The sequence below is a fragment of the Janthinobacterium sp. 78 genome, assembly GCF_003096775.1.
Lineage (GTDB): Bacteria > Pseudomonadota > Gammaproteobacteria > Burkholderiales > Burkholderiaceae_D > Janthinobacterium > Janthinobacterium tructae.
Map to the genome: position 1 here is coordinate 2,844,852 of NZ_QENT01000001.1, position 17,976 is coordinate 2,862,827.

Annotated in this window: 21 protein-coding genes; 4 read left to right on the forward strand and 17 right to left on the reverse strand. The window is 62.8% G+C overall.

Features of this window, described 5'->3' with window-relative positions; translation table 11 throughout:
- The first annotated feature begins 112 nt into the window (after positions 1-112).
- A complete protein-coding gene (locus C8C92_RS12695; RefSeq protein ID WP_099764167.1) occupies positions 113-994 on the forward strand; it encodes a LysR family transcriptional regulator in 882 nt (293 codons plus the stop codon).
- Here the strand turns inward: C8C92_RS12695 and C8C92_RS12700 are convergent.
- Positions 970-1,437 (reverse strand): PACE efflux transporter, encoded by a 468-nt coding sequence (locus tag C8C92_RS12700; protein WP_099759586.1) that lies wholly within the window; start codon positions 1,435-1,437, stop codon positions 970-972. The two genes, C8C92_RS12695 and C8C92_RS12700, sit on opposite strands and share 25 nt — an antisense overlap.
- 194 nt (positions 1,438-1,631) lie before the next feature.
- Here C8C92_RS12700 and C8C92_RS12705 point away from each other — a divergent pair, with 194 nt between their 5' ends.
- Positions 1,632-2,090, forward strand: a complete 459-nt coding sequence (locus tag C8C92_RS12705) for a hypothetical protein (protein WP_116744125.1) — start codon at positions 1,632-1,634, stop codon at positions 2,088-2,090.
- Positions 2,091-2,207: 117 nt separating this feature from the next.
- Positions 2,208-4,361, forward strand: a complete 2,154-nt coding sequence (locus tag C8C92_RS12710; RefSeq protein ID WP_243420187.1) for an EAL domain-containing protein — start codon at positions 2,208-2,210, stop codon at positions 4,359-4,361.
- A 9-nt stretch (positions 4,362-4,370) separates the two neighbouring features.
- Here C8C92_RS12710 and C8C92_RS12715 read toward each other — a convergent pair whose 3' ends face one another.
- The 13 genes from C8C92_RS12715 to flgB all read right to left on the reverse strand — a co-directional run bounded on the left by C8C92_RS12715 (position 4,371) and on the right by flgB (position 15,600).
- Entirely contained in the window at positions 4,371-5,567 is a 1,197-nt protein-coding gene (locus C8C92_RS12715) for a glycosyltransferase family 2 protein (protein WP_133250743.1), read from the reverse strand.
- A 45-nt stretch (positions 5,568-5,612) separates the two neighbouring features.
- A complete protein-coding gene (locus tag C8C92_RS12720; RefSeq protein ID WP_243420188.1) occupies positions 5,613-6,656 on the reverse strand; it encodes a hypothetical protein in 1,044 nt (347 codons plus the stop codon).
- 5 nt (positions 6,657-6,661) lie between these two features.
- Complete coding sequence (flgL, locus tag C8C92_RS12725; protein WP_116744127.1) at positions 6,662-7,573, reverse strand: flagellar hook-associated protein FlgL; 912 nt, start codon at positions 7,571-7,573, stop codon at positions 6,662-6,664.
- A gap of 10 nt (positions 7,574-7,583) precedes the next feature.
- Complete coding sequence (flgK, locus tag C8C92_RS12730; RefSeq protein ID WP_099759582.1) at positions 7,584-8,945, reverse strand: flagellar hook-associated protein FlgK; 1,362 nt, start codon at positions 8,943-8,945, stop codon at positions 7,584-7,586.
- A gap of 81 nt (positions 8,946-9,026) precedes the next feature.
- Positions 9,027-9,416, reverse strand: coding sequence for a rod-binding protein (locus C8C92_RS12735; RefSeq protein ID WP_243420410.1), 390 nt, complete (start codon positions 9,414-9,416; stop codon positions 9,027-9,029).
- 2 nt (positions 9,417-9,418) lie between these two features.
- Positions 9,419-10,531 carry a flagellar basal body P-ring protein FlgI gene (locus tag C8C92_RS12740; RefSeq protein ID WP_099759581.1) on the reverse strand — a complete coding sequence of 371 codons (1,113 nt, stop codon included), beginning with the start codon at positions 10,529-10,531 and terminating at the stop codon, positions 9,419-9,421.
- A gap of 9 nt (positions 10,532-10,540) precedes the next feature.
- On the reverse strand, positions 10,541-11,215 hold the full coding sequence (gene flgH, locus C8C92_RS12745; protein WP_243420189.1) for a flagellar basal body L-ring protein FlgH: 675 nt from the start codon (positions 11,213-11,215) through the stop codon (positions 10,541-10,543).
- Entirely contained in the window at positions 11,215-12,003 is a 789-nt protein-coding gene (flgG, locus tag C8C92_RS12750) for a flagellar basal-body rod protein FlgG (RefSeq protein WP_180287771.1), read from the reverse strand. The genes flgH and flgG overlap by 1 nt, the downstream gene beginning before the upstream one ends.
- Before the next feature lie 160 nt (positions 12,004-12,163).
- Positions 12,164-12,892, reverse strand: coding sequence for a flagellar basal body rod protein FlgF (locus tag C8C92_RS12755; protein ID WP_116744129.1), 729 nt, complete (start codon positions 12,890-12,892; stop codon positions 12,164-12,166).
- Between the two features lie 26 nt (positions 12,893-12,918).
- Positions 12,919-14,097, reverse strand: coding sequence for a flagellar hook-basal body complex protein (locus C8C92_RS12760; protein ID WP_099759578.1), 1,179 nt, complete (start codon positions 14,095-14,097; stop codon positions 12,919-12,921).
- A 58-nt stretch (positions 14,098-14,155) separates the two neighbouring features.
- Entirely contained in the window at positions 14,156-14,809 is a 654-nt protein-coding gene (locus tag C8C92_RS12765; protein ID WP_116744130.1) for a flagellar hook capping FlgD N-terminal domain-containing protein, read from the reverse strand.
- A 3-nt stretch (positions 14,810-14,812) separates the two neighbouring features.
- Positions 14,813-15,229, reverse strand: coding sequence for a flagellar basal body rod protein FlgC (flgC, locus tag C8C92_RS12770; protein ID WP_099759576.1), 417 nt, complete (start codon positions 15,227-15,229; stop codon positions 14,813-14,815).
- Between the two features lie 8 nt (positions 15,230-15,237).
- Positions 15,238-15,600, reverse strand: coding sequence for a flagellar basal body rod protein FlgB (gene flgB, locus C8C92_RS12775; protein WP_034758109.1), 363 nt, complete (start codon positions 15,598-15,600; stop codon positions 15,238-15,240).
- Positions 15,601-15,854: 254 nt separating this feature from the next.
- Between flgB and flgA the strand changes: the two genes are divergently transcribed.
- Positions 15,855-16,502 carry a flagellar basal body P-ring formation chaperone FlgA gene (flgA, locus tag C8C92_RS12780; RefSeq protein ID WP_116744131.1) on the forward strand — a complete coding sequence of 216 codons (648 nt, stop codon included), beginning with the start codon at positions 15,855-15,857 and terminating at the stop codon, positions 16,500-16,502.
- Between the two features lie 5 nt (positions 16,503-16,507).
- Here flgA and C8C92_RS12785 read toward each other — a convergent pair whose 3' ends face one another.
- The 3 genes from C8C92_RS12785 to flgM are packed head-to-tail and all read right to left on the reverse strand — an operon-like array spanning position 16,508 to position 17,971.
- On the reverse strand, positions 16,508-17,257 hold the full coding sequence (locus C8C92_RS12785; protein WP_099759574.1) for a glucosaminidase domain-containing protein: 750 nt from the start codon (positions 17,255-17,257) through the stop codon (positions 16,508-16,510).
- Positions 17,244-17,684, reverse strand: coding sequence for a flagellar export chaperone FlgN (flgN, locus tag C8C92_RS12790; RefSeq protein WP_116744132.1), 441 nt, complete (start codon positions 17,682-17,684; stop codon positions 17,244-17,246). Before flgN ends, C8C92_RS12785 begins: the two co-directional genes overlap by 14 nt.
- The gene (gene flgM / locus C8C92_RS12795) at positions 17,681-17,971 is read right to left on the reverse strand and encodes a flagellar biosynthesis anti-sigma factor FlgM (RefSeq protein ID WP_071077837.1); all 291 of its coding nucleotides are present in this window, start codon (positions 17,969-17,971) and stop codon (positions 17,681-17,683) included. Before flgM ends, flgN begins: the two co-directional genes overlap by 4 nt.
- Positions 17,972-17,976 lie beyond the last annotated feature (5 nt).

Here is a 17,976-nt window from a genome sequence, read left to right on the forward strand (position 1 = left end):
CCAGGCAGGCGCTATATCACCGCCGCGGCAGGGTAGTGGATGAGGCAGGTTGACTTCGGTCAGTGCCGATTTGACCGCCGGCGCGTCAAAAAGTGCCATCCTTTTCCACTCCATGAAACTCTCCAGCCATAACATCGAACTGTTCCTGGCCGTCGTCGACGGCGGTTCGTTTTCGTCTGCTGCGCGCGCCTTGCGCCGGGCGCCGTCTGCCGTCAGCATGGCGATGGCCAACATCGAGGCGGAACTGGGCATCGCCCTGTTCGACCGCGGCGCGCGCGAAGCCGTGCCCACGCCGGCCGCGATGGCGCTGCTGCCGCATGCGCGCCTGATCGCCGAACAGCTGAAGCAGTTGCACCTGCACGTGCAGGAATTGTCGCAGGGTCTGGAAAGCCGCATTTCGCTGGGCATCGCGGCCGAGCTCGACCATACGCCTTTCCTGGCCGCCGTGCGCGCGCTGTCGCAGCGCCATCCGCTGCTCGACATCGAGGTGCTGACGGCGCCGCAGGACGATGTGCTCGACATGCTGCACCGGGGCCGCATCAGTGCCTGCATGGCCTTCGCTGGCGGGCGCATCAATCACGAGGAACAGTTCCAGCTGGTGGGCAGCGATGCCTTGCTGGCGATTATTTCCACCCAGCATCCGCCCGACGTGGCGGGCCGGCCCCTGTATATCGAGGAATTGGTGAATTTGCGCCAGATCATCGTGGCCAGCCGCGAACTCGACCTGGCCGATGCGCGTCCCGTGGTGGGCTTGTCTTACTGGCGCACGGACAGCTTGCCGATGGCGCTGGCGATGGTGGAGGCGGGACTGGGGTGGGGCAATTTTGCCGCCTCGGCCATCGCCCATTCGCTGGCGGCGGGGCGCGTGCGCCGCGTGGCGTTCAAGAATACGGGCAATGGCCTGGTCGTGCCCATCCACCTGGTGTGGATGAAGGACCGGCCGCTGGGCATGGCGGCGCGGTCCTTTCTTCAGTTGCTCAACGACGCTGCCTGAACGTTGCCGGGCTCTTCCTTCGGCTGCTGCGCCGACAGCGGCACGCCGAACAGGCCGTCGAAGAAGTAATTGAAGATGAAGCTGTAGCATGGGATGATCAGCATCAGCGCGAAGTCCAGCACGAAGGCTTGCCACAGGCTGATATCGAGCCACCAGGCGATCAGCGGGATCAGGTAAATCACCAGCGTGATCTGGAAGCCGATCGCGTGCAGGATGCGGCGCCAGACGGTGCGCGTGCGCGACACCTGGCGGATTTCCCAGTATTCGAAGGCCGTATTGTAGAGCAGGTTCCAGATCACGGCGATGGTCGTGATCATGAGCGCCAGCGGGCCCGTGCTGGTGGGCGACTCGCCCGAAAGCAGGGTCAGCCAGGCCGTGGAAATGGCCATGCCGATGATTTCAAAGGCGGTGACGTAGACGATTTTGCGTTTGATGCCTTGCATGTAAAGCCTGTAAAGAAGAGATGGCGCGTATTTTAAGTCAGGTATGCTGATGTTAAAAGTTGATAGCTGTCAGTTTTTCTGATGAATGTGCGCCAGCAATACCATGCTGGCCATGAACGGTGGATAATGGCGGCTGGCGGGCAACCGGTCCCGCGCATTACCGCAGAACATCACCGCAGAAAAGGTCAACGAGCATGCAAGGCGCAGCAGACAGCAACATCCCCGATACCCCCGACACCTCCGCCAGCCCGGATGAACGTCCCCGTTTTCGCCCCGTTCCGTGGCAGCACCTGGAAACGCCGTACGATGTGGAAGTATGGATCGAGGAGCATAACCGCAGCATGCAGGACAATATCCGCGCCACGGAAACGGGCGTGGGCATCTGCTTTACCCTCGCCGAAGGGGGCGATATCTATATGCAGACGAGCGCCGACGGCGCCGTCGTGCTCGACGTGACGCCGGACGCGGCCTGGGTTGCGCCCCTCATCAGCGCGGCGACGGGCTGCGAGGCGCCGGACTCGTCCCTGTGGATCTTGCCTGACGATAAGCTGATCCAGCTGATCGTGGGGCTATCGAGCCTGGTGGCCAGCACCTTGCTGGTGGTGGGCCATGATTTCGGCTTGCGCCGGCGTAGTATGCGGCAGGGCCGCTGATCGGCCTTGTGGCAGAAACGTTATCTGCGGCAGGCATCGCTCGACACTGCGCATGGCGCGTGCTAGTCTCGCTACTGCACCTGCCTGTTTGCCTGGGCGGCGGTGCAAAGGACAGCCATGGACACACCACCGCAAGCGGTACCTGCTCCGGATTCCTCCCCGCGCTGCCACGACGGCGTGCCGCAGCATGCCGCGCCGCTGCTCGACGATGGCGTTTTCAGCCCGGAACGGGTGAAGGCTGAACGCGAACAAGCGTATTTCAACGACTTATACCTGCTGGCGCCCGTCGCCTATTTCGTGCTGGGTCTCGATGGCGTCATCGTGCAGATGAACCTGGTGGCGGCCGAATTGCTCGGCCTGCCGCGGGAACGGCCCGGCCACGTGCTGTTCCGTTCCTATATCCACGAGGCGTTCCGTCACGATTACGAGCAGTTCGTGCAGCGCGTGCTCAATAGTAGCGAGCCCGAGCGCATCCAGTTGCAGTTGCGCTCCCGTCCCGGGGCGCGCGCGGCCGGCTTGCCCGTCAGCCTGCTGGGCAGCGCCGATCCTAACGGCCAGGCGCTGCGCCTGGTGCTGGAGCAGGCCGAGGGCAAGCTGGCCGCGCTTGAGCGCAGCGAAGAGCGCTTCCGGCGCATCGTGCACAGTGCCGAGGAGGGCATCTGGGAAATCGATGCGCAGGCGCTGACCAGCTTTGTCAATCCGAAGATGGCGCATATGCTGGGCTGCCAGATCGAGGAGATGCTGGGCCAGCCGCTGGCGGCCTTCATGGATGACGAGGGACGCGCCATCCTGGAGCGCAACATTGCGCGGCGTCAGGATGGCATTGCCGAACGCCATGAATTCAAGTTCCTGCGGCGTGACGGCAGCACTTTGTGGGCCACCCTGGCCACCAATCCCATCTTCGACTCCGGCGGTACCTACCTGGGTGCGCTGGCGCTGGTCAGTGACATCACGCTGCAGCGTGCAGCGTCCGAGCGCATCTGGCGGCAAGCCAATTTCGATCAGTTGACGGGCTTGCCGAACCGCCATATGTTTCTTGAGCGGCTGCAGCACGAGGCGCACCACGCCAGGCGCGAAGGCGCTTGCCTGGCCCTGCTGTTCATCGACCTCGATCATTTCAAGCAGGTGAATGACCGCCTGGGCCACGAGAAGGGCGACATGCTGCTGCGCCAGGCGGCGCGGCGCATCAGCGAGCACGTGCGCGCCACCGATACGGTAGCGCGCCTGGGCGGCGATGAATTCACCGTCATCCTGGCCGGCGTGGGGCAATTGGGCGGTATCGAGCGCGTGCTGCAGGAGTTGACGGGCGCGCTGGCCCTGCCTTTCTTGCTCGATGGCGATACCGCGCACGTGTCGGCCAGCGTGGGCGTGGCGCTGTATCCGGCTGACGGCGAGGCGCCGGACAGCTTGCTGCGGCATGCCGACCAGGCCATGTATGCGGCCAAGAGCGCGGGGCGCAACGGTTACAGCTATTTCACGCCGGCCGTGCAGCAGGCGGCCGAATTGCGCCGCAACACGGTGCGCGAGATGCGCCTGGCGCTGGCGCAGGACCAGTTCGAAGTACATTACCAGCCCATCATCCGCCTGTGCGATGGCGTCGTCGAGCGGGCCGAGGCGCTGCTGCGCTGGCGCCATCCGCTGCGCGGCCTGCTGCTGCCCGCCGATTTCATCGCCTTTGCCGAGGCGAACGGTCTGATCATCGATATCGGCGAGTGGGTGTTTCGCCAGGTGGTGCGCCAGGCACGGCAGTGGCAAGACGAGCATGGCGCCGCGTTCCAGATCAGCATCAACAAGTCGGCCGTGGAATTTCGTTGCGACGCCGCGCTGTACCAGGACTGGGGCGGGCACCTGGCGCGCCAGGGGCTGGCGCCGGGCGCCATCGTCATCGAAACAACGGAAGCGGTGCTGCTCGACGAGGCGTGCCAGGTGGTCGACCGGCTGCGCCAGTTTCGCGCCATGGGCCTGGCGCTGGCGCTCGGCGATTTCGGCAGCGGCCAGGTATCGCTCGCATGCCTGAAAACGGCCGATATCGACATTCTCAAGATCGACCGTTCGCTGGTCGGCGAGTTGGGCCGCGACGATGCCGGATTGGGCCTGTGCGAGGCGATCATTGCGCTGGCACAGCGGCTGGGGCTGAAAGTCGTGGCCGAAGGCGTGGAAACGGCGTCGCAGCGCGATTTGCTGCGCGCCGCCGGCTGCGACTATGCGCAGGGATATTTCTTTTCCCGCGCGTTACCGGCGCATCAACTGGCAGCGTTGATAGTGGCCTGATGCTGGTGGTCAAGACACGGCGGCGCGGCCCAGGCCCATCCTCAGCTTGTTGCGCCAGGCACGCACGGTGCGGCTGATGGTCTGTTTGACGTCAAAGGCGATACTGCCCCCCAGCACCTGGCGCAATTGCCTTGCCTGCTTCCTGCGGAACTCGCTGCGTTCCTGTGCCGCGGCGCCATCGCGCCCGCCCTGGCTGTCACGGGGGAGCGGCATGGCCGCCAACACGTCCTGCCACGGATGGAAGAGCGCCCCCAGCAAGGTTGCCTGGATTTCCTTGCGCAGCCGGCGGCCCTGCAGCAATGGCAGATTGTAGGTATCCTTGACGATCCCGATGTAGACATGGCACAGCGCCACGTCGAAATACAGGCGGCTGCCGGCATTCAGGCCGCTATCGGCAAAGTGGCGGCGCGCTGGCAGCAGGGCGGTGGAAAGCTCGCGGAACGACTTGGCGCTGCTGCTCTTGCTGATGCTGCCGTCGCGCTGACGGTACTTGATAATGCAATGCGGCAGGTAATACAGGTTGTCGCAGCTATCGAGCAGTTGCGGCAAAGCGGTCACATCTTCATAGACTCTTCCCAGCGGAAAGACGGGTGTCGTCTGCCGCAAGTAGATTTCGCGTCGGAAAATCTTTGACCAGACGAACATATGACATTCGTCAAAATAGGTATTGAGTATCTCGTCTTTGCTTGTCGTCAAGACATGAGGCGCAAAGGCCGTGGTGATCCGCTTGTTTTTCGACTCGCGTTGCGGATACCAGAATTGCAGATCGCAGGCGATGACATCGGGGCGTGATTGGCGTATTACTTCATCGAGGGCATCAAGGGAACCAGGCATCAGAATGTCATCGCTGTCGACGAAGGCGATATAGTCGCCGCGTGCAAGGGCCAAGCCCTGATTGCGGGCCGCTGCGACCCCCTGGTTGCTTTGCTCCAAGACAGTGATGCGCAAGTGTTCAAACTCTTGCTGCAAGTGCCGCAGTTCCGTCAGCGTGCTATCGCTGGAGCCATCATCAATCACGATCAGCTCATGGCATGGCCGCATTTGCGTGGCAATAGCCAGGATGCTGGCGCGAATGTAGTCTTGGACATTGTATGCGGGAACAATGAGGCTCAGCGAGATGGTGTTGGTCATGGATAGGTGCGCAATGGAAGTGGCGCTATCTTGACTGAATTTCTTGTTTTTGTGAAATGAAATTTCTTGCCGCAACTATTGATACCGCATGCGCCTGGCAATTGTGCTGCCGGACCAGGCTTACTTCAGGCCCAGCAGGGCGACGACGCGCTCGCGGCTGATGCCGACCAGCGCCGAGCTGATGGCCAGCAGCGATTCATAGCCGGGCTGGCTGGCCTTTTGCGTGAAGTTTTCCGCCAGGGTGTCCATGCTGACGCTGGCCTGCACCGGCTGCGCCTTGGCCACCCGTCCCGTCGCTTGCGCCAGGGCCAGGCTGACGGAACTGCGCGCCGCCTGCAACTGCGCCAGCGCCTGCACCACTTGCTGCAAGGTGGCGCGCAAGGCTTCCACGTCGCCGGTCTGCCATTCTTCCGGGGCGATGGCGGCCGGTTCCGCATCCGTGCGCACGCGGCTCATCTGGCCGGTCGGATAGCGGATGCCGCTGCCGCGCACGGACAGGCTGTCGCGCACGTTGGCCCAGGCCGCTTCTGACGTGCTGAACACCAGCTCGCCATTCTCGCCCAGCTTGACGCCGATGCCTGACGGCATGAGTGCGCGGTCGAAGCGGGACACGATTTCGCTCTCGCTCAGGCCAGGTTCGATATTCACCGAGCGCAAGGCCTGGTTCGCGCCGCCGACGGAGAACGCCAGCACTTCCTGCGGACCTTCCTGCAGGCTGGCCATGGTCAGGCCGCGGATGCTGAACTGCTGCTGTGCCGACTGCGGGCTGGTATAGCCGAGCTGTGCGTCGAGCGAGCCGGCCGAGGCGCTGGCGCGCTGGCGCCAGGTATTGCTGAACTGGCGCACACGTGCTTCCACTTGCCCCTCGCGGCCCTGGCGCGCGGCTAGCTTGGCCGCCAGCTCGCTTTTCAGCGCTTGCAGCTGGCTGCTGCTGCGTTCCAGGTAATCGAGTGTTTGCTGCGCGTTGGAAATTTCTCCCTGCAACTGGTGATCCCAGTTTCTCAGGTTGTGCTTCAGGCTCGCTGTCGAACTCTTCGCCGCCGGCGCCTCGCTGCGCGCGCTGGCGTTGCCATTGATGGTCGCGGACGCGTCATCGACGACGCGGGCTGTGCCGGCGCCTTTGGCATTGACGCCGGAAGAGGAGGAGGTCTGAACGATTTGCATGATGGTCAGAGAAGATCAAACAGGGAAATGTTACCCACCTTGGCATAGGCCTTGTACGTGGCCTGCAGCGCCGTCTGGTAGCCGTTCAGGTCAATGGCGGCCGCGCCCATGTCGGTTTTCTTCAGATCTGACAAGGCCATGTCGTTCGACAGCGAGACGTTGGCCAGGTTGCCGGACAGCGTGGTGAGGATGTTTTGCGCGCCACCGAAGATGGCAATCTTGCCCGAAAGCAATTCCATGCCATCATCGGTGCCATCGAGCGCGGCGACCACCACGCTGCGCACGGTCGGATCGGCAGGATTGACGCCGGACTTGCCCAGCGTGTCGATGGCCTGGTCGATCTTGTTCAGCCATGCTTGCAGCTTGTCCACATCGACGTTGGCCGCCTGCGTCACGCCATTGCCCACCACCACGGTCTGCGTGTCGGTATTGCCGATGTAGGTGTAGCGCGAACCCGCCGTTGCCGCCGGATCATATTTGATTGCGGGTTGGTCGGTAGCGGTGCCGGAAAACATGTAGCGGCCTTCCTGGTCCTTCAGGTTGGCCGTGTACAGTACGCTGTCGCGCATGGCGAGCAGCGACTGCGTCATCGCATTCAGGTCGTCCGGCGCATTGCTGCCGTCCGCGGCCCATACCAGCAGGTCGCGCGCCTGGCCCATGTCGGTGACCATGCTTGACAGGTAGTTTTCGTTTTTCAGCAGGCGCACTTTCACCGTCGCGATATTGTCCTGGTACTGGGTCACCATGGCTTGCTCGCGCGTCAGGCGCGAGACGCGCACATTGCCGATCGGATCGTCCGATGGCAGCTGGATGCGCAAACCCGAGGACATCTGCTGGGTCAAGTAATTGATGCGTTCCTGATTTTCCTGAAGAGAAATATTAATCAGCGTTTGGTACTGGCTGCTGGCGACACGCATGCTTTTCTCCTTAACCCATCATTTGCAAAGTGGCATCAAACAAGGTATTCGCCACGGAAATGACTTTCATGTTTGCCTGGTACATATTCTGGAATTCAACCAGGTTCATCGCTTCCTCGTCCTTGTTCACGCCGCTGGTGGATTTCCAGTCGTCGACGGCTTGCGCGCGCACGGTGTTGGATGTCTTCAGCAAGGCCTGGTTCTGCTGGCTGTAGATGCCCAGTTTGCCGACGAGCTGCGTGTCCGCATCGCTCATCAGGACATCACCCACCCAGCTGACGCTGATCGGTTGATTCTTGATGTCGATTAATTTCTGCAAGTTGCCGCTGTCGCCAGCGGCGCCCGTCAGCGACAGCGCCAGGTCCTTCGCGTTGAAAGCGGGAGTAATGCCCAGCTTGCCATTTGCGTAGGCCAGCAGGGGGCCACCGGCGGCGCCTGCCATGGTTTTGCCCAGGGCCAGTTGCGTGTTGATCTTGCTGGTTAACTGGGTGGCCATGTCTTGCAGCGACTGCTGCAGCGGTTTCAGGGTATTTTGTTCGAAGTCGCCCAGGCCACCCATCTGGCCGCCGATGGCGACCGGATCGAGGGTGTACGACGATTTGGCGAAATCGAGGGTCAGGGTTTGGTCGCCCGTGCTCGTCATGTTGCTGCTGAGGGTAGCGGCCAGGTTGCCGATGACCAGCGGCTGTCCCGATTTCAGTGCGATATTGCGCGAGCCGTCCGGCTGGTCAAGCACGTCGATGCCCATCTGCGAGGCCAGGCCATCGATCAGCTGGTCGCGCGCATCCATCAGCGACGATACATTCGTGCCCGAGGCGGCGGAGGCGCTGATGCGCTGGTTCAGCACGGCGATGTTGGCCAGGGTGGTGTTAGCTTGCGGCACGATCGCTGCGCGTTGCTGCTGCACCGACAGCAACTGGTTGCCCATGACGGTGCTGATGCTGTTGAAGCGCTGCGCCAAGGCGTCGGCCGAGGTGATGATCTGCTGGCGCAGCGGCGTCGACGTCGGGTCGACGGCGGCCGCGTTGAGGGAGGCGAAAAAGCCGTCGATGCCATTACTGATGCTCGATGCATTGTCACCCATCACGCGCTCGAGCTGCGTCAGGTAAGGCTGGGTCTGCGCACGGGCGCCCTGGTCGGACGCGGCACGCCACATTTGCTGGCTTTTATACGCATCGGCAAAGCGCAGCAGGGCCGACACTTCCACGCCATTGCCGGCCGAGCGCACGCCCGCGCCGGCGCCAAGCGAGGACAACAGCACGCCCTGGCGCGTATAGCCCGCCGTTTGCAGGTTGGCGATGTTCTGGCTGGCCGCATTCAGTGCGGCCTGGGCGGCGATGCTGCCTGACAATGCATTGCTGATGATGCTCATTGGGCAATTTTCTTTCGTGAAGAGTGTGGCGCGTGCGGGTGGGCAGGCAGTGAATCGTTACTACCTTGTACAGGCGACGTTTCAGACAGGTTTATTAAGCGGCGCCGCAATATTGTCGGTCTGGACAGTGCTTTTGGCCGCAACGGGCGCGCTGGCCGCCGGCAGCAGCTGGCGCAGGATGGCGTCGGCGATGCCGAAGGCACGCTGGCCGGCCATTTTGTCGGCCACCAGGTTGTCGGCCATTTCCAGCATGTCGCTGTTGACGGGGTCCTTGAAGACGCTGTCCTCGCCCGCCATCTCGCGCGTGCCCGAACGCATCTGGCGCAGCATGTGCGAGATGAAGAAGGCTTCGAACTTGACGGCCGCCTCGGTGGCCTTGGCCGCATAGCGCGGATCGGCCGGCGTGGCGGCGGCAGGAGAGCGGTCGTCGAGCGCCGAGGGCAGGGCGCTGCTGCTGTCATTGATATTCAGCATCAAATTACCACCAGTTCGCCTTCGATGGCCCCGGCCTGGTCGAGGGCTTGTAAAATTGCCATGATGTCATCGGGTGAAGCGCCCAGGCTGTTGACCACGTCGATGATGGACTGCAGCTTGGCGCCGGCCGGCCATTTGAACATATTGCCATTGCCCTGGTCGACGGAGACCTTCGACTGCGGCGTGACGGTGGTCTGGCCGCGGCCGAACGGCGCCGGCTGGCTGACGTTGGAACTTTCGGAAATGACCACTTTCAGCGAGCCGTGCGTGACGGCGGCCGCCTTCACGCGCAAGCCTTCGGCGATGACCACGGTGCCGGTGCGCGAATTGAAGACCACTTTCGGCGTGTCGACGCCCACATCGACGCTCAAGGCTTCCAGCTTGGCCATGAACGCCACGCGCTGGGTCGGGTTTTCCGGCGCCAGCACGTCCACGCTGGTGCCGTCGCGCGTGGTGGCGACGGCGCCGAAGCGGCGGTTCACGGCTTCGACGATATTGATGGCGGTCTCGAAATGCGGGTGGCGCAAGTTCAGGGTGACGGAAGGCCTGGTGGAAAAGTCGCTGAGAATCTCGCGCTCGATGTTGGCGCCGTTGGGAATGCGGCCCGAGGTGGGCGTGTTGACGGTGACGGACGAGCCGCTCTTGCCGGTGGCGTTCAAGCCGCCGACGACCACGTTGCCTTGCGCCAGCGCATATGTTTCATTGTCGGCCGCGCGCAGTTGCGTCAGCAGCAAGGTGCCGCCGCGCAAGCTTTTCGCATCGCCCAGCGAGGAGACGGTGACGTCGATGGCCTGGCCACGGCGGTATCCTGGTGGAAACACGGCGCTGACCATGACGGTGGCGACGTTCTTGCTTTTCGCTTCGGCGCCGTCCGGCATCTTCACGCCGAACTGCTTGAGCATGTTGACCACGGACTGGCTGGAGAACTTCACCTGGGTGGTGTCGCCGCTGCCGTTCAGGCCGACGACGAGGCCGTAGCCGATCAGCGGGTTGTCACGCACACCCTCGATGCTGACCAGGTTGCGCAGCACTTGCGCAGCGCTGGCGGGCAGGGCAAGGCCGGAGAGCACGGCCAGCATGGCTGCCAGGGGCAGGGCGGAACGAAATTTCATGAGGTCACCTTAAAACGGCATCCACGGGCCGACGAAGAAGCGCGTCAGCCAGCCCGGTGTATTGGCTTCGGCCAGGGTGCCCTGGCCGGAATAGGCGATCTGTGCATTGGCGATGCGCAAGGACGATACCTGATTGTTCGAATCGATGTCGGCCGCGCGCAGGTAGCCGCGCAGGCGCACGAATTCCTCGCCCTGGTTCAGGGTCAGCGTTTTCTCGCCCTGCACGCGCAGCAAGCCGTTCGGCAGCACTTCCTGCACGATTACGGTGATGGCGCCGGACAAGGCATTTTGCTGCGTGCTGGTCGAGTCGCCGGCGAAGTTGCGGTCGGCCGACAGGTCGATGCCCGTCTTGGGGAAGGTCTTGCCGAGGATGTTGGCCGCATTCACGCCGACGGACGAGCCCTTGTTGAACGAAGTGCCGGCCTTCTTGCTGGCCTGCGTGGTTTCCTGCAGGGCTACCGTGACGACGTCGCCGACGCGGAAGGCGCGGCTGTCGGAGATCAGGTCCAGGCCCGCATCTGGATTGAACACGCCGCCGCCCACGCCGCCGCGCGCTGCGCTGCGCGGCGCCACGGGCAGCGGCGTATCGGAAAAGCTGGGCGCCACCGGCGCGGCTGGATGGCTGGCGCAACCGGCCATCAACACCAGCAGCAGGGCCGCCGTGGCTTTCATGGCGACCGTCATCAGCGTGCCGCTTGCGCCAGGTATTGCAGCATATTGTCGGCGGCCGACAGCACCTTGGTGTTCATTTCATAGGTGCGCTGGGCCGCGATCATGTCGACCATCTCTTCGACCACCTGCACGTTCGAGCCTTCCAGGGCAAACTGCTTCAGCTTGCCCAGTGCGCCTTCGCCGGGACGGCCTTCCGTCGGTGTGCCGCTCGATGCCGTTTCCTGGAACAGGTTTTCACCGAGTGCCAGCAAGCCCGTCGGGTTGATGAAGCTGGAGAGGTTCAGCTGGCCCAGCTGGGTGCCGTTGACATTGCCTGGCACGCTGGCCGTGACCATGCCGTTTTCGCCGATGGTGATCGCCGTGGCATTGTTCGGCACGGTGATCTGCGGCACCAGCGGCAAGCCCTGGGCGTTGACCATCACGCCGTTTTCATTGATGCCCAGCTGGCCAGCGCGCGTGTAGGCCGCTTCGCCGTTCGGGCGCAGTACTTGCAAAAAGCCGTTGCCGGTGATGGCGACGTCAAATTCGCGGCTGGTCGTTTGCAGGCTGCCGGTGGTAAACACCTTTTGCGTGCCCACCATGTGGGTGCCGTTACCCAGCTGTACGCCCGATGGCGACAGGGTATTGTCGGCGCGCTGCGTGCCCGGCTGTTGCTCGACCTGGTAAAACAGGTCTTCGAAGACGACGCGGTCGCGCTTGAAGCCTACCGTGTTGACGTTGGCCAGGTTATTTGCGATGGCTTGCAGTTTGGCATCTTGTGCCTGCACGCCGGTCTTGCTGATCCACATTGCTGGATTCATGGTTTGCTCCTTGAATTCGTTTGTTTTTGTTGGGTGAAGAATGCTTGACAGAAGCGTAGCGAGCGGCCGCGAGTTGTGGTCGAGAAGCGCAACTGTGCTTGAGCACAGTGAGCATCGCAGGCCGCAAATCGCAACGCGCAGTAGCTTATGTCCGGCATTCTTAGGCGCCCAGCAGGCGGTTGCCTGATTCCGTCATGGAATCGCTGGCCTTGAATACTTTCATTTGCATCTCGAAACTGCGGTTCAGGCTCATGGTGGCGACCATTTCCTCGACCGCCGAGACGTTGCTGCCTTCCAAGTGGCGGTCGCGCAGGCGCACCGTCGGATCAGCCTGCAAGTCTTCGCCGCTGCGCGCCACGATCAGGCCCGCCTCGTTCTTGGTCAGCTCTCCGCCCTCGGCGTTGACCAGCTTGAGCTTGTCGACGGTCTGCATCTGTGCGGTGCCTGGCACCTGGATGGAAATCGTGCCATCGGCGCCGATCGACAGGCTGGTGTGCTCGGGAATCGTGATGGGGCCGCCTTCGCCCAGCACGGGCCGGCCGTTGATGGTCAGCGCGCCCGTTTCATCGAGGTCCATGGCGCCGGCGCGCGTGTAGGCTTCGCCGTTTTGCCATTGCACCGCGAGAAAGCCGGGTCCCGTGACGGCAACGTCGAGCTCGCGTCCCGTTTCCTTGATGGCGCCCGTGCGCGTGCCGACGGCGCTCGACTGCGTCTGCGTCATGTGGCGGTCGTCGTAGCCATAGCCGTTTTGCAGCGGCTGGGCAGTGGACACTTCCAGGTTGGCGCGAAAGCCGCCCGTCTCGATATTGGCCAGGTTGTTGGCGTGTACCTGCTGTGCCCGCAGGGCACGGTCGGCCCCGCTCATGGCGGTATAAATCAGCGCATCCATTGCTCTTTACCTTTGCGTATCGTGGATTACAGCGCTTGCATCAGCGATTGCAGCATGGCGTTCTCGGTCGAGATGACCTTCGAGTTCGCCTGGTAATTGCGCTGCGACGTCATCAGACCCACCAGTTCGGAGGTGATGTCGACGTTCGACTGTTCCAGCGAGCTCGTCACCAGTTTGCCGACCATGCCGACGCCCGGACGGTCATACATGGCGGTGCCGGAGGTGGTCGAGGCAATCCAGCTGGTATCGTTGACGGCCGTCAAGGCGCCTTCGTCGGGGAAGGTGGCCAGGGCGATCACGCCGATGCTTTGTTTTTGGCCATTTGTGTATTTCGCCACGACGGAGCCGTCAGCGGCCAGTTCCACGCCCGTGTAGGTGCCCGAGGCATAGCCGTCGGCGCGGTCGGTCGAGGTCGTCGATTCGCCGGCGAACTGGGTCGTGCCCGTGTAGTCGATGGCAACCGACATCGGTGCCGCGCCAGGCGGCGTCGGCAGGACCGGCGAGGCAGACGTGCCCGTCACCAGTTTGCCGTTCGTGTCGAAGGTCATCTTCGTCACCGGCAATACATCGGCGTTGTCGAAGGTGTAATGCACGTCCACGCCCGCCGCCGTCTTGACGAAGTACTGGCCCAGCGAGTGCTTGGCGCCCAGCGAATCGTAGAGGATCGAGGACTTGCCGCTGTTGTAGCTCAGTTCGTTGGTCTTGTCGAAGGTCGCGGCCTTGATGGGCCATTCGGACGACATGTTGGCGGCATACGCCAGCTTGGTCGACGCCACGGCGGGAATCTGGCCCGTTGGAATCAGCATGTCTCCCATGGTGCCCAGAGCGGTACTGTCCTTGACGGCGGCATAGCCCTGTACCAGGCGGCCGTTTGCATCGATCAGCTTGCCTTCATTGCTGGCCGAAAAGATGCCGACGCGGCTGTAGCTCATGGTGTTTTGCGCGTCGCGCGAGACGAAGTAGCCACGGCCATCGATGGCCGCGTCGAGCGCGCGGCCCGTGTTCAGCACGCCGCCGTTGAGCGACATGCTTTGCGTCAGCGAGCCGATTTCCGTGCCCGTGGCGCGCGAACCGGCGTACATGGCCGAAAAATTGGCGCGGCTGCTCTTGAAGCCGTAGGTGCCGGCGTTGGCGATATTGTTACTGGTGCTGTTCAACTGTTGGTTGATGGACTGGATGCCGGACAGGGCGATGTCGAAACTCATGTTGACTTCCTTTAGTGAAGGACGAGATTAGTGTTCAGGAAACGAAGGCGCGAGCGGATCAGGCCGTCTTACCGTTAAAGCCGGTGATCGCGCCGGGGTTGACTTCGCCCAGGTTCGACACGCTCAGAATCATGCTGCCGCCGGACGACAGGCGCACGCTGTTGAGCTTGCCTGCGATGTCGACCGATGGCTTTTCGGCACCGTTGGTGGTGACTGCCATGCTATACGTGCCAGCAGGCAAGCCCAGCGCGACGGGGTCGATGGTGAAGGGAACGGTACCGGCCCCCTTGGCGCCCAGTTCGATCTTGTATTCCTTGTCGTCCGCGCCTTTCAGGGTCACGGTGGTCTTGGTGGTGCCGGCGGCCAGCGCGATGCTGCCGCTGACTTTGCTTTTGTCGAGCTGCACCGTTTCGCTGTTGACCATCACTTCGGAGCCCACTTGCGCGCCCAGGGCCAGCACTTGCATCGATTGCAGTACGCTGGCATTGGCGCTGGTCAGCGAGGACAGGTTCTGCATCGCTTCCGTTTGCGCCTGCTGCGTCAATTGATTGACGAACTGGCTCGGATCGGTGGGCGCGAGCGGATCCTGGTTCTTGATCTGCGCGACCAGCAATTTGGTGAACATATCCTGGGTGGCATTGCTCTGCGACTTGACGGCATTGCTGCTGCTATTGTTGCCGCTGGTGTTGTTTGTAAAGAGATTGGTTTCCATGGATTATGCTTCACCTAATTTGAGGAGCGATTGCTGCATCGACTTGATGCGGCCTAGAACTTCGACATTGGTTTCAAACGCGCGCGAAGCCGACATCATGTCGGTCATCTCGGCGACCTGATTGACGTTGGGGTAGAACACCATGCCATCGGCATTGGCCATCGGGTGGCCCGGTTCATACACCTTGCGCAGCGGCTCATCGCTTTCCACCACGTCGAGCACTTGAACGCGTCCGCCGGCGCCGCTGGCACCGGAACCATCCATCACGGCGGCAAACACGGGCTTGCGTGCACGGTAGGCTTCGCCTTCGGAACCGGCAACGGAATCGGCATTGGCCAGATTGCTGGCGATGGTATTGAGGCGCACGGTCTGCGCAGCCATCGCCGAACCGGCGATCTTGGAAATATCCTGGAAGCTCATGCTGATCCTTATTGTCCGGAAATGGCCTTGGACAGACCCTTCAGTTTCATGTTGACGAAAGTCAGGCTAGTCTGGAAGTCGGTGGCATTTTGCGAGAACGCCGCCTGCTCGACGCCGATTTCGACGGTATTGCCGTCGCGGCTAGGGTGGTAGGGCACGCGGTACAGGGCGCTGGCATCGTCATCGGTCGACAGCAGGCCCGCTTCGTTGTCCTGCAACTGCTGCAGGGCGCTGCCGAAATCCATGTCCATGGCCTGGAAGCCGGGCGTATTTTCATTGGCAATATTGGCCGCCAGCACGCGGGTACGGTCGGCACGCAGCGCGAGTGCATCGGCATGCACGCCCAGCGCATCCTTGAAATTAATCCCCATGGTCATCCTTTGTATTGAATTCGATCGTGCTTTTTGCGGTTCGGGCTAGAAAATAGGTGGTGCAGAGGTAAAATCCCAGCCTGGTCATGTTGACGCATGGTAAGGTCATGCCGCTTCAGTATCTTTGATTAAGGTTAGCAATGATTCATTTCAACAGCATTACGATGCTCCGAAACAAGGTGCCACGTCCTTATATACTAGTTCCTGGCCTATTTTTACTGACCAGCCTATATAGTAGTGCAGGTCGCGCAGAATTGCCAGCCGACAATATATTTTCGCGTGTGGAACAGCTGGCGCGAGAGCAATTGGCGCAGCAGGCAGCCACGGCAGGATTGCTGGAACCGCAGTTTCAGGTGGCCGTGGTGAAAAGCACGCGCCCCGTGCCCGCTTGCGCGGCGCCTGTCACGCTGGAAACGGCGGACAGCCGTTCGGCGCAGCGCATGCGCTTTGTAGCAGTGTGTCCTGGAAGCAACGGTTGGCGTTATGAAATGTTGGCGCGCGGTAGCATCACGGCCCAGGTGGCCGTCACCAGCGCACCCGTCACGGCCAATACGCCGTTGCAATCTGGCGACGTGGCGCTGGCGCGGCGCGACGTGACGATGGTGCCGGACAGTATTTCCTCCTTGCTCGGCGCCATCGGCCTGTCGAGCCGGCGCAGCTTGCGTGCCGGCGAAGTGCTGCGCCAGGGGCAGCTGGCCGCACCCATGCTGATCAAGCGGGGCAGTGCGGTGAATATCGTGGCGCGCAAGGAGCAGGTGGAAGTGAGCATGGCCGGCGAAGCGCTGGATCCGGGCGCGCTGGGAGAGGTGATCCGCGTGCGCAACGCCACCAGCGGCACGGTGATACGTGCCAGGGTGGTCGATGCGGGCGTGGTGGAACCGGCCGATCTTGCCGGCCGTTAAGGAGGTCAGTCTGCGGCCGTGCGCTGCAGGCGCGTCGCCAGTTGGGTCAGCTTGGTGGCGTAGTCGGGGTCGGTGGCATAGCCGCCGCGCGCCAGGCCTTGTGCGAAGGCGCCCGCGTTGGCGCCCGTGTTCAGGGCGGCGCGGTAGCGTGGATTGTCGAGCAACACTTGCGCGTAGTCGCGGAAGGCGCTGGCCTGGTCCGGATAGCTGCGGAAACGCTCGGTTTTCTTCAGCGCCGTGCCGCTGCCGGCCGCGTATTCGGTGGTGACATTGCTGGCCACGTCACCCTGCCATTTGCCTCCGGCCTTGATGCCGAACAGATTATTCGTGTCCGCGCCCGTGCTCTGGCGCAACGGACGCTGGCCCCAGCCCGATTCCAGCGCGGCGTGGGCGGCGACAATTTCCGGCGCCACGCCCAGGCGCGCGCCCGTTTCTTCCGTCCACGGCTTGATCGAGGCGAGGAACTGCTGCTGCACTTCGCCGATCTCGCCGCCCTGGTTGATGCTGCCCAGCACATTTACGGGCTGGCTCTGCTCCAGGTAGGCGCGTCCTTGCGGGCTCAGGCTGGTGGCGTTGCCGCCGCCCTGTTCGATGAAGCGGGCCACTTCGCCCTGCACTTGCCGGAATACGCTGCTGAAGTTGCCGCCGGCGCCGGTGGCGTCGGTGGCGCGCATATTGCTCTGCACGGCGGATGTGGCCGCCGTCGATGGCGTCGCCGCCATGGCGCGGGGTGTGGCGAAATCAGCTTGGCGCATACGTATCTTCCTCGCCATGCAGCACGCGCTGCATGATGCTGTACTGCTCTGTTAATAAATCGCTGTTGCGGGCATTCAGGCGCTTGCATTCCAGCACCATCTGCTCCAGCGCGACCCAGTCGCGTACGGCGGTGGCGCGCGCGTCTTCTTGCAACAATGCAAACAATTGCGGCATATCGCCTTGCGGGCCCAGCAGGGCAGTGACCAGACTGACGCGCTGGCGGCGGCGCGCATCGAGGGGCTCGACGGCGGCGATGACCTGGTCGGCCAGTGCCGTCAGCCGGGTGCTCTGGTGCTGCAAGGTGGCCTGAAATTGCTCTTCCAGCAAGGTTTGCAAGGCGGCGTAGCCGACGCTGTCGTCTTTCATGCCTTGCAGCACGCGGCGCACGGCTTCCTGGCGCGTGATGCCCTTGCGCGCTGCGGTCACGATTCACCGCCGTGGAAACGCTGGATCAGCCCTGCCAGTTTTGCTGGATCGAATGGCAATTCGCCCTTGGCCAGCGCATCGCGCAGCATGGCCACGCGCTCGTGGTCGATCTCGGGCATGGCGCGCAGGGCGGCCATGGCCGGTTGCAGCACGGCCGATTGCAGTTCCGCCCCGGCCGACGAGCCACCCATGGCGCCGGCGGCGCCCGCGTTCTCGGCGATCGCCTCGGCCGGCGCGATGGCGCTGCTGCGTACGGCAGCACCGGTATTGCCGGAGGAGATTTTCATACGTT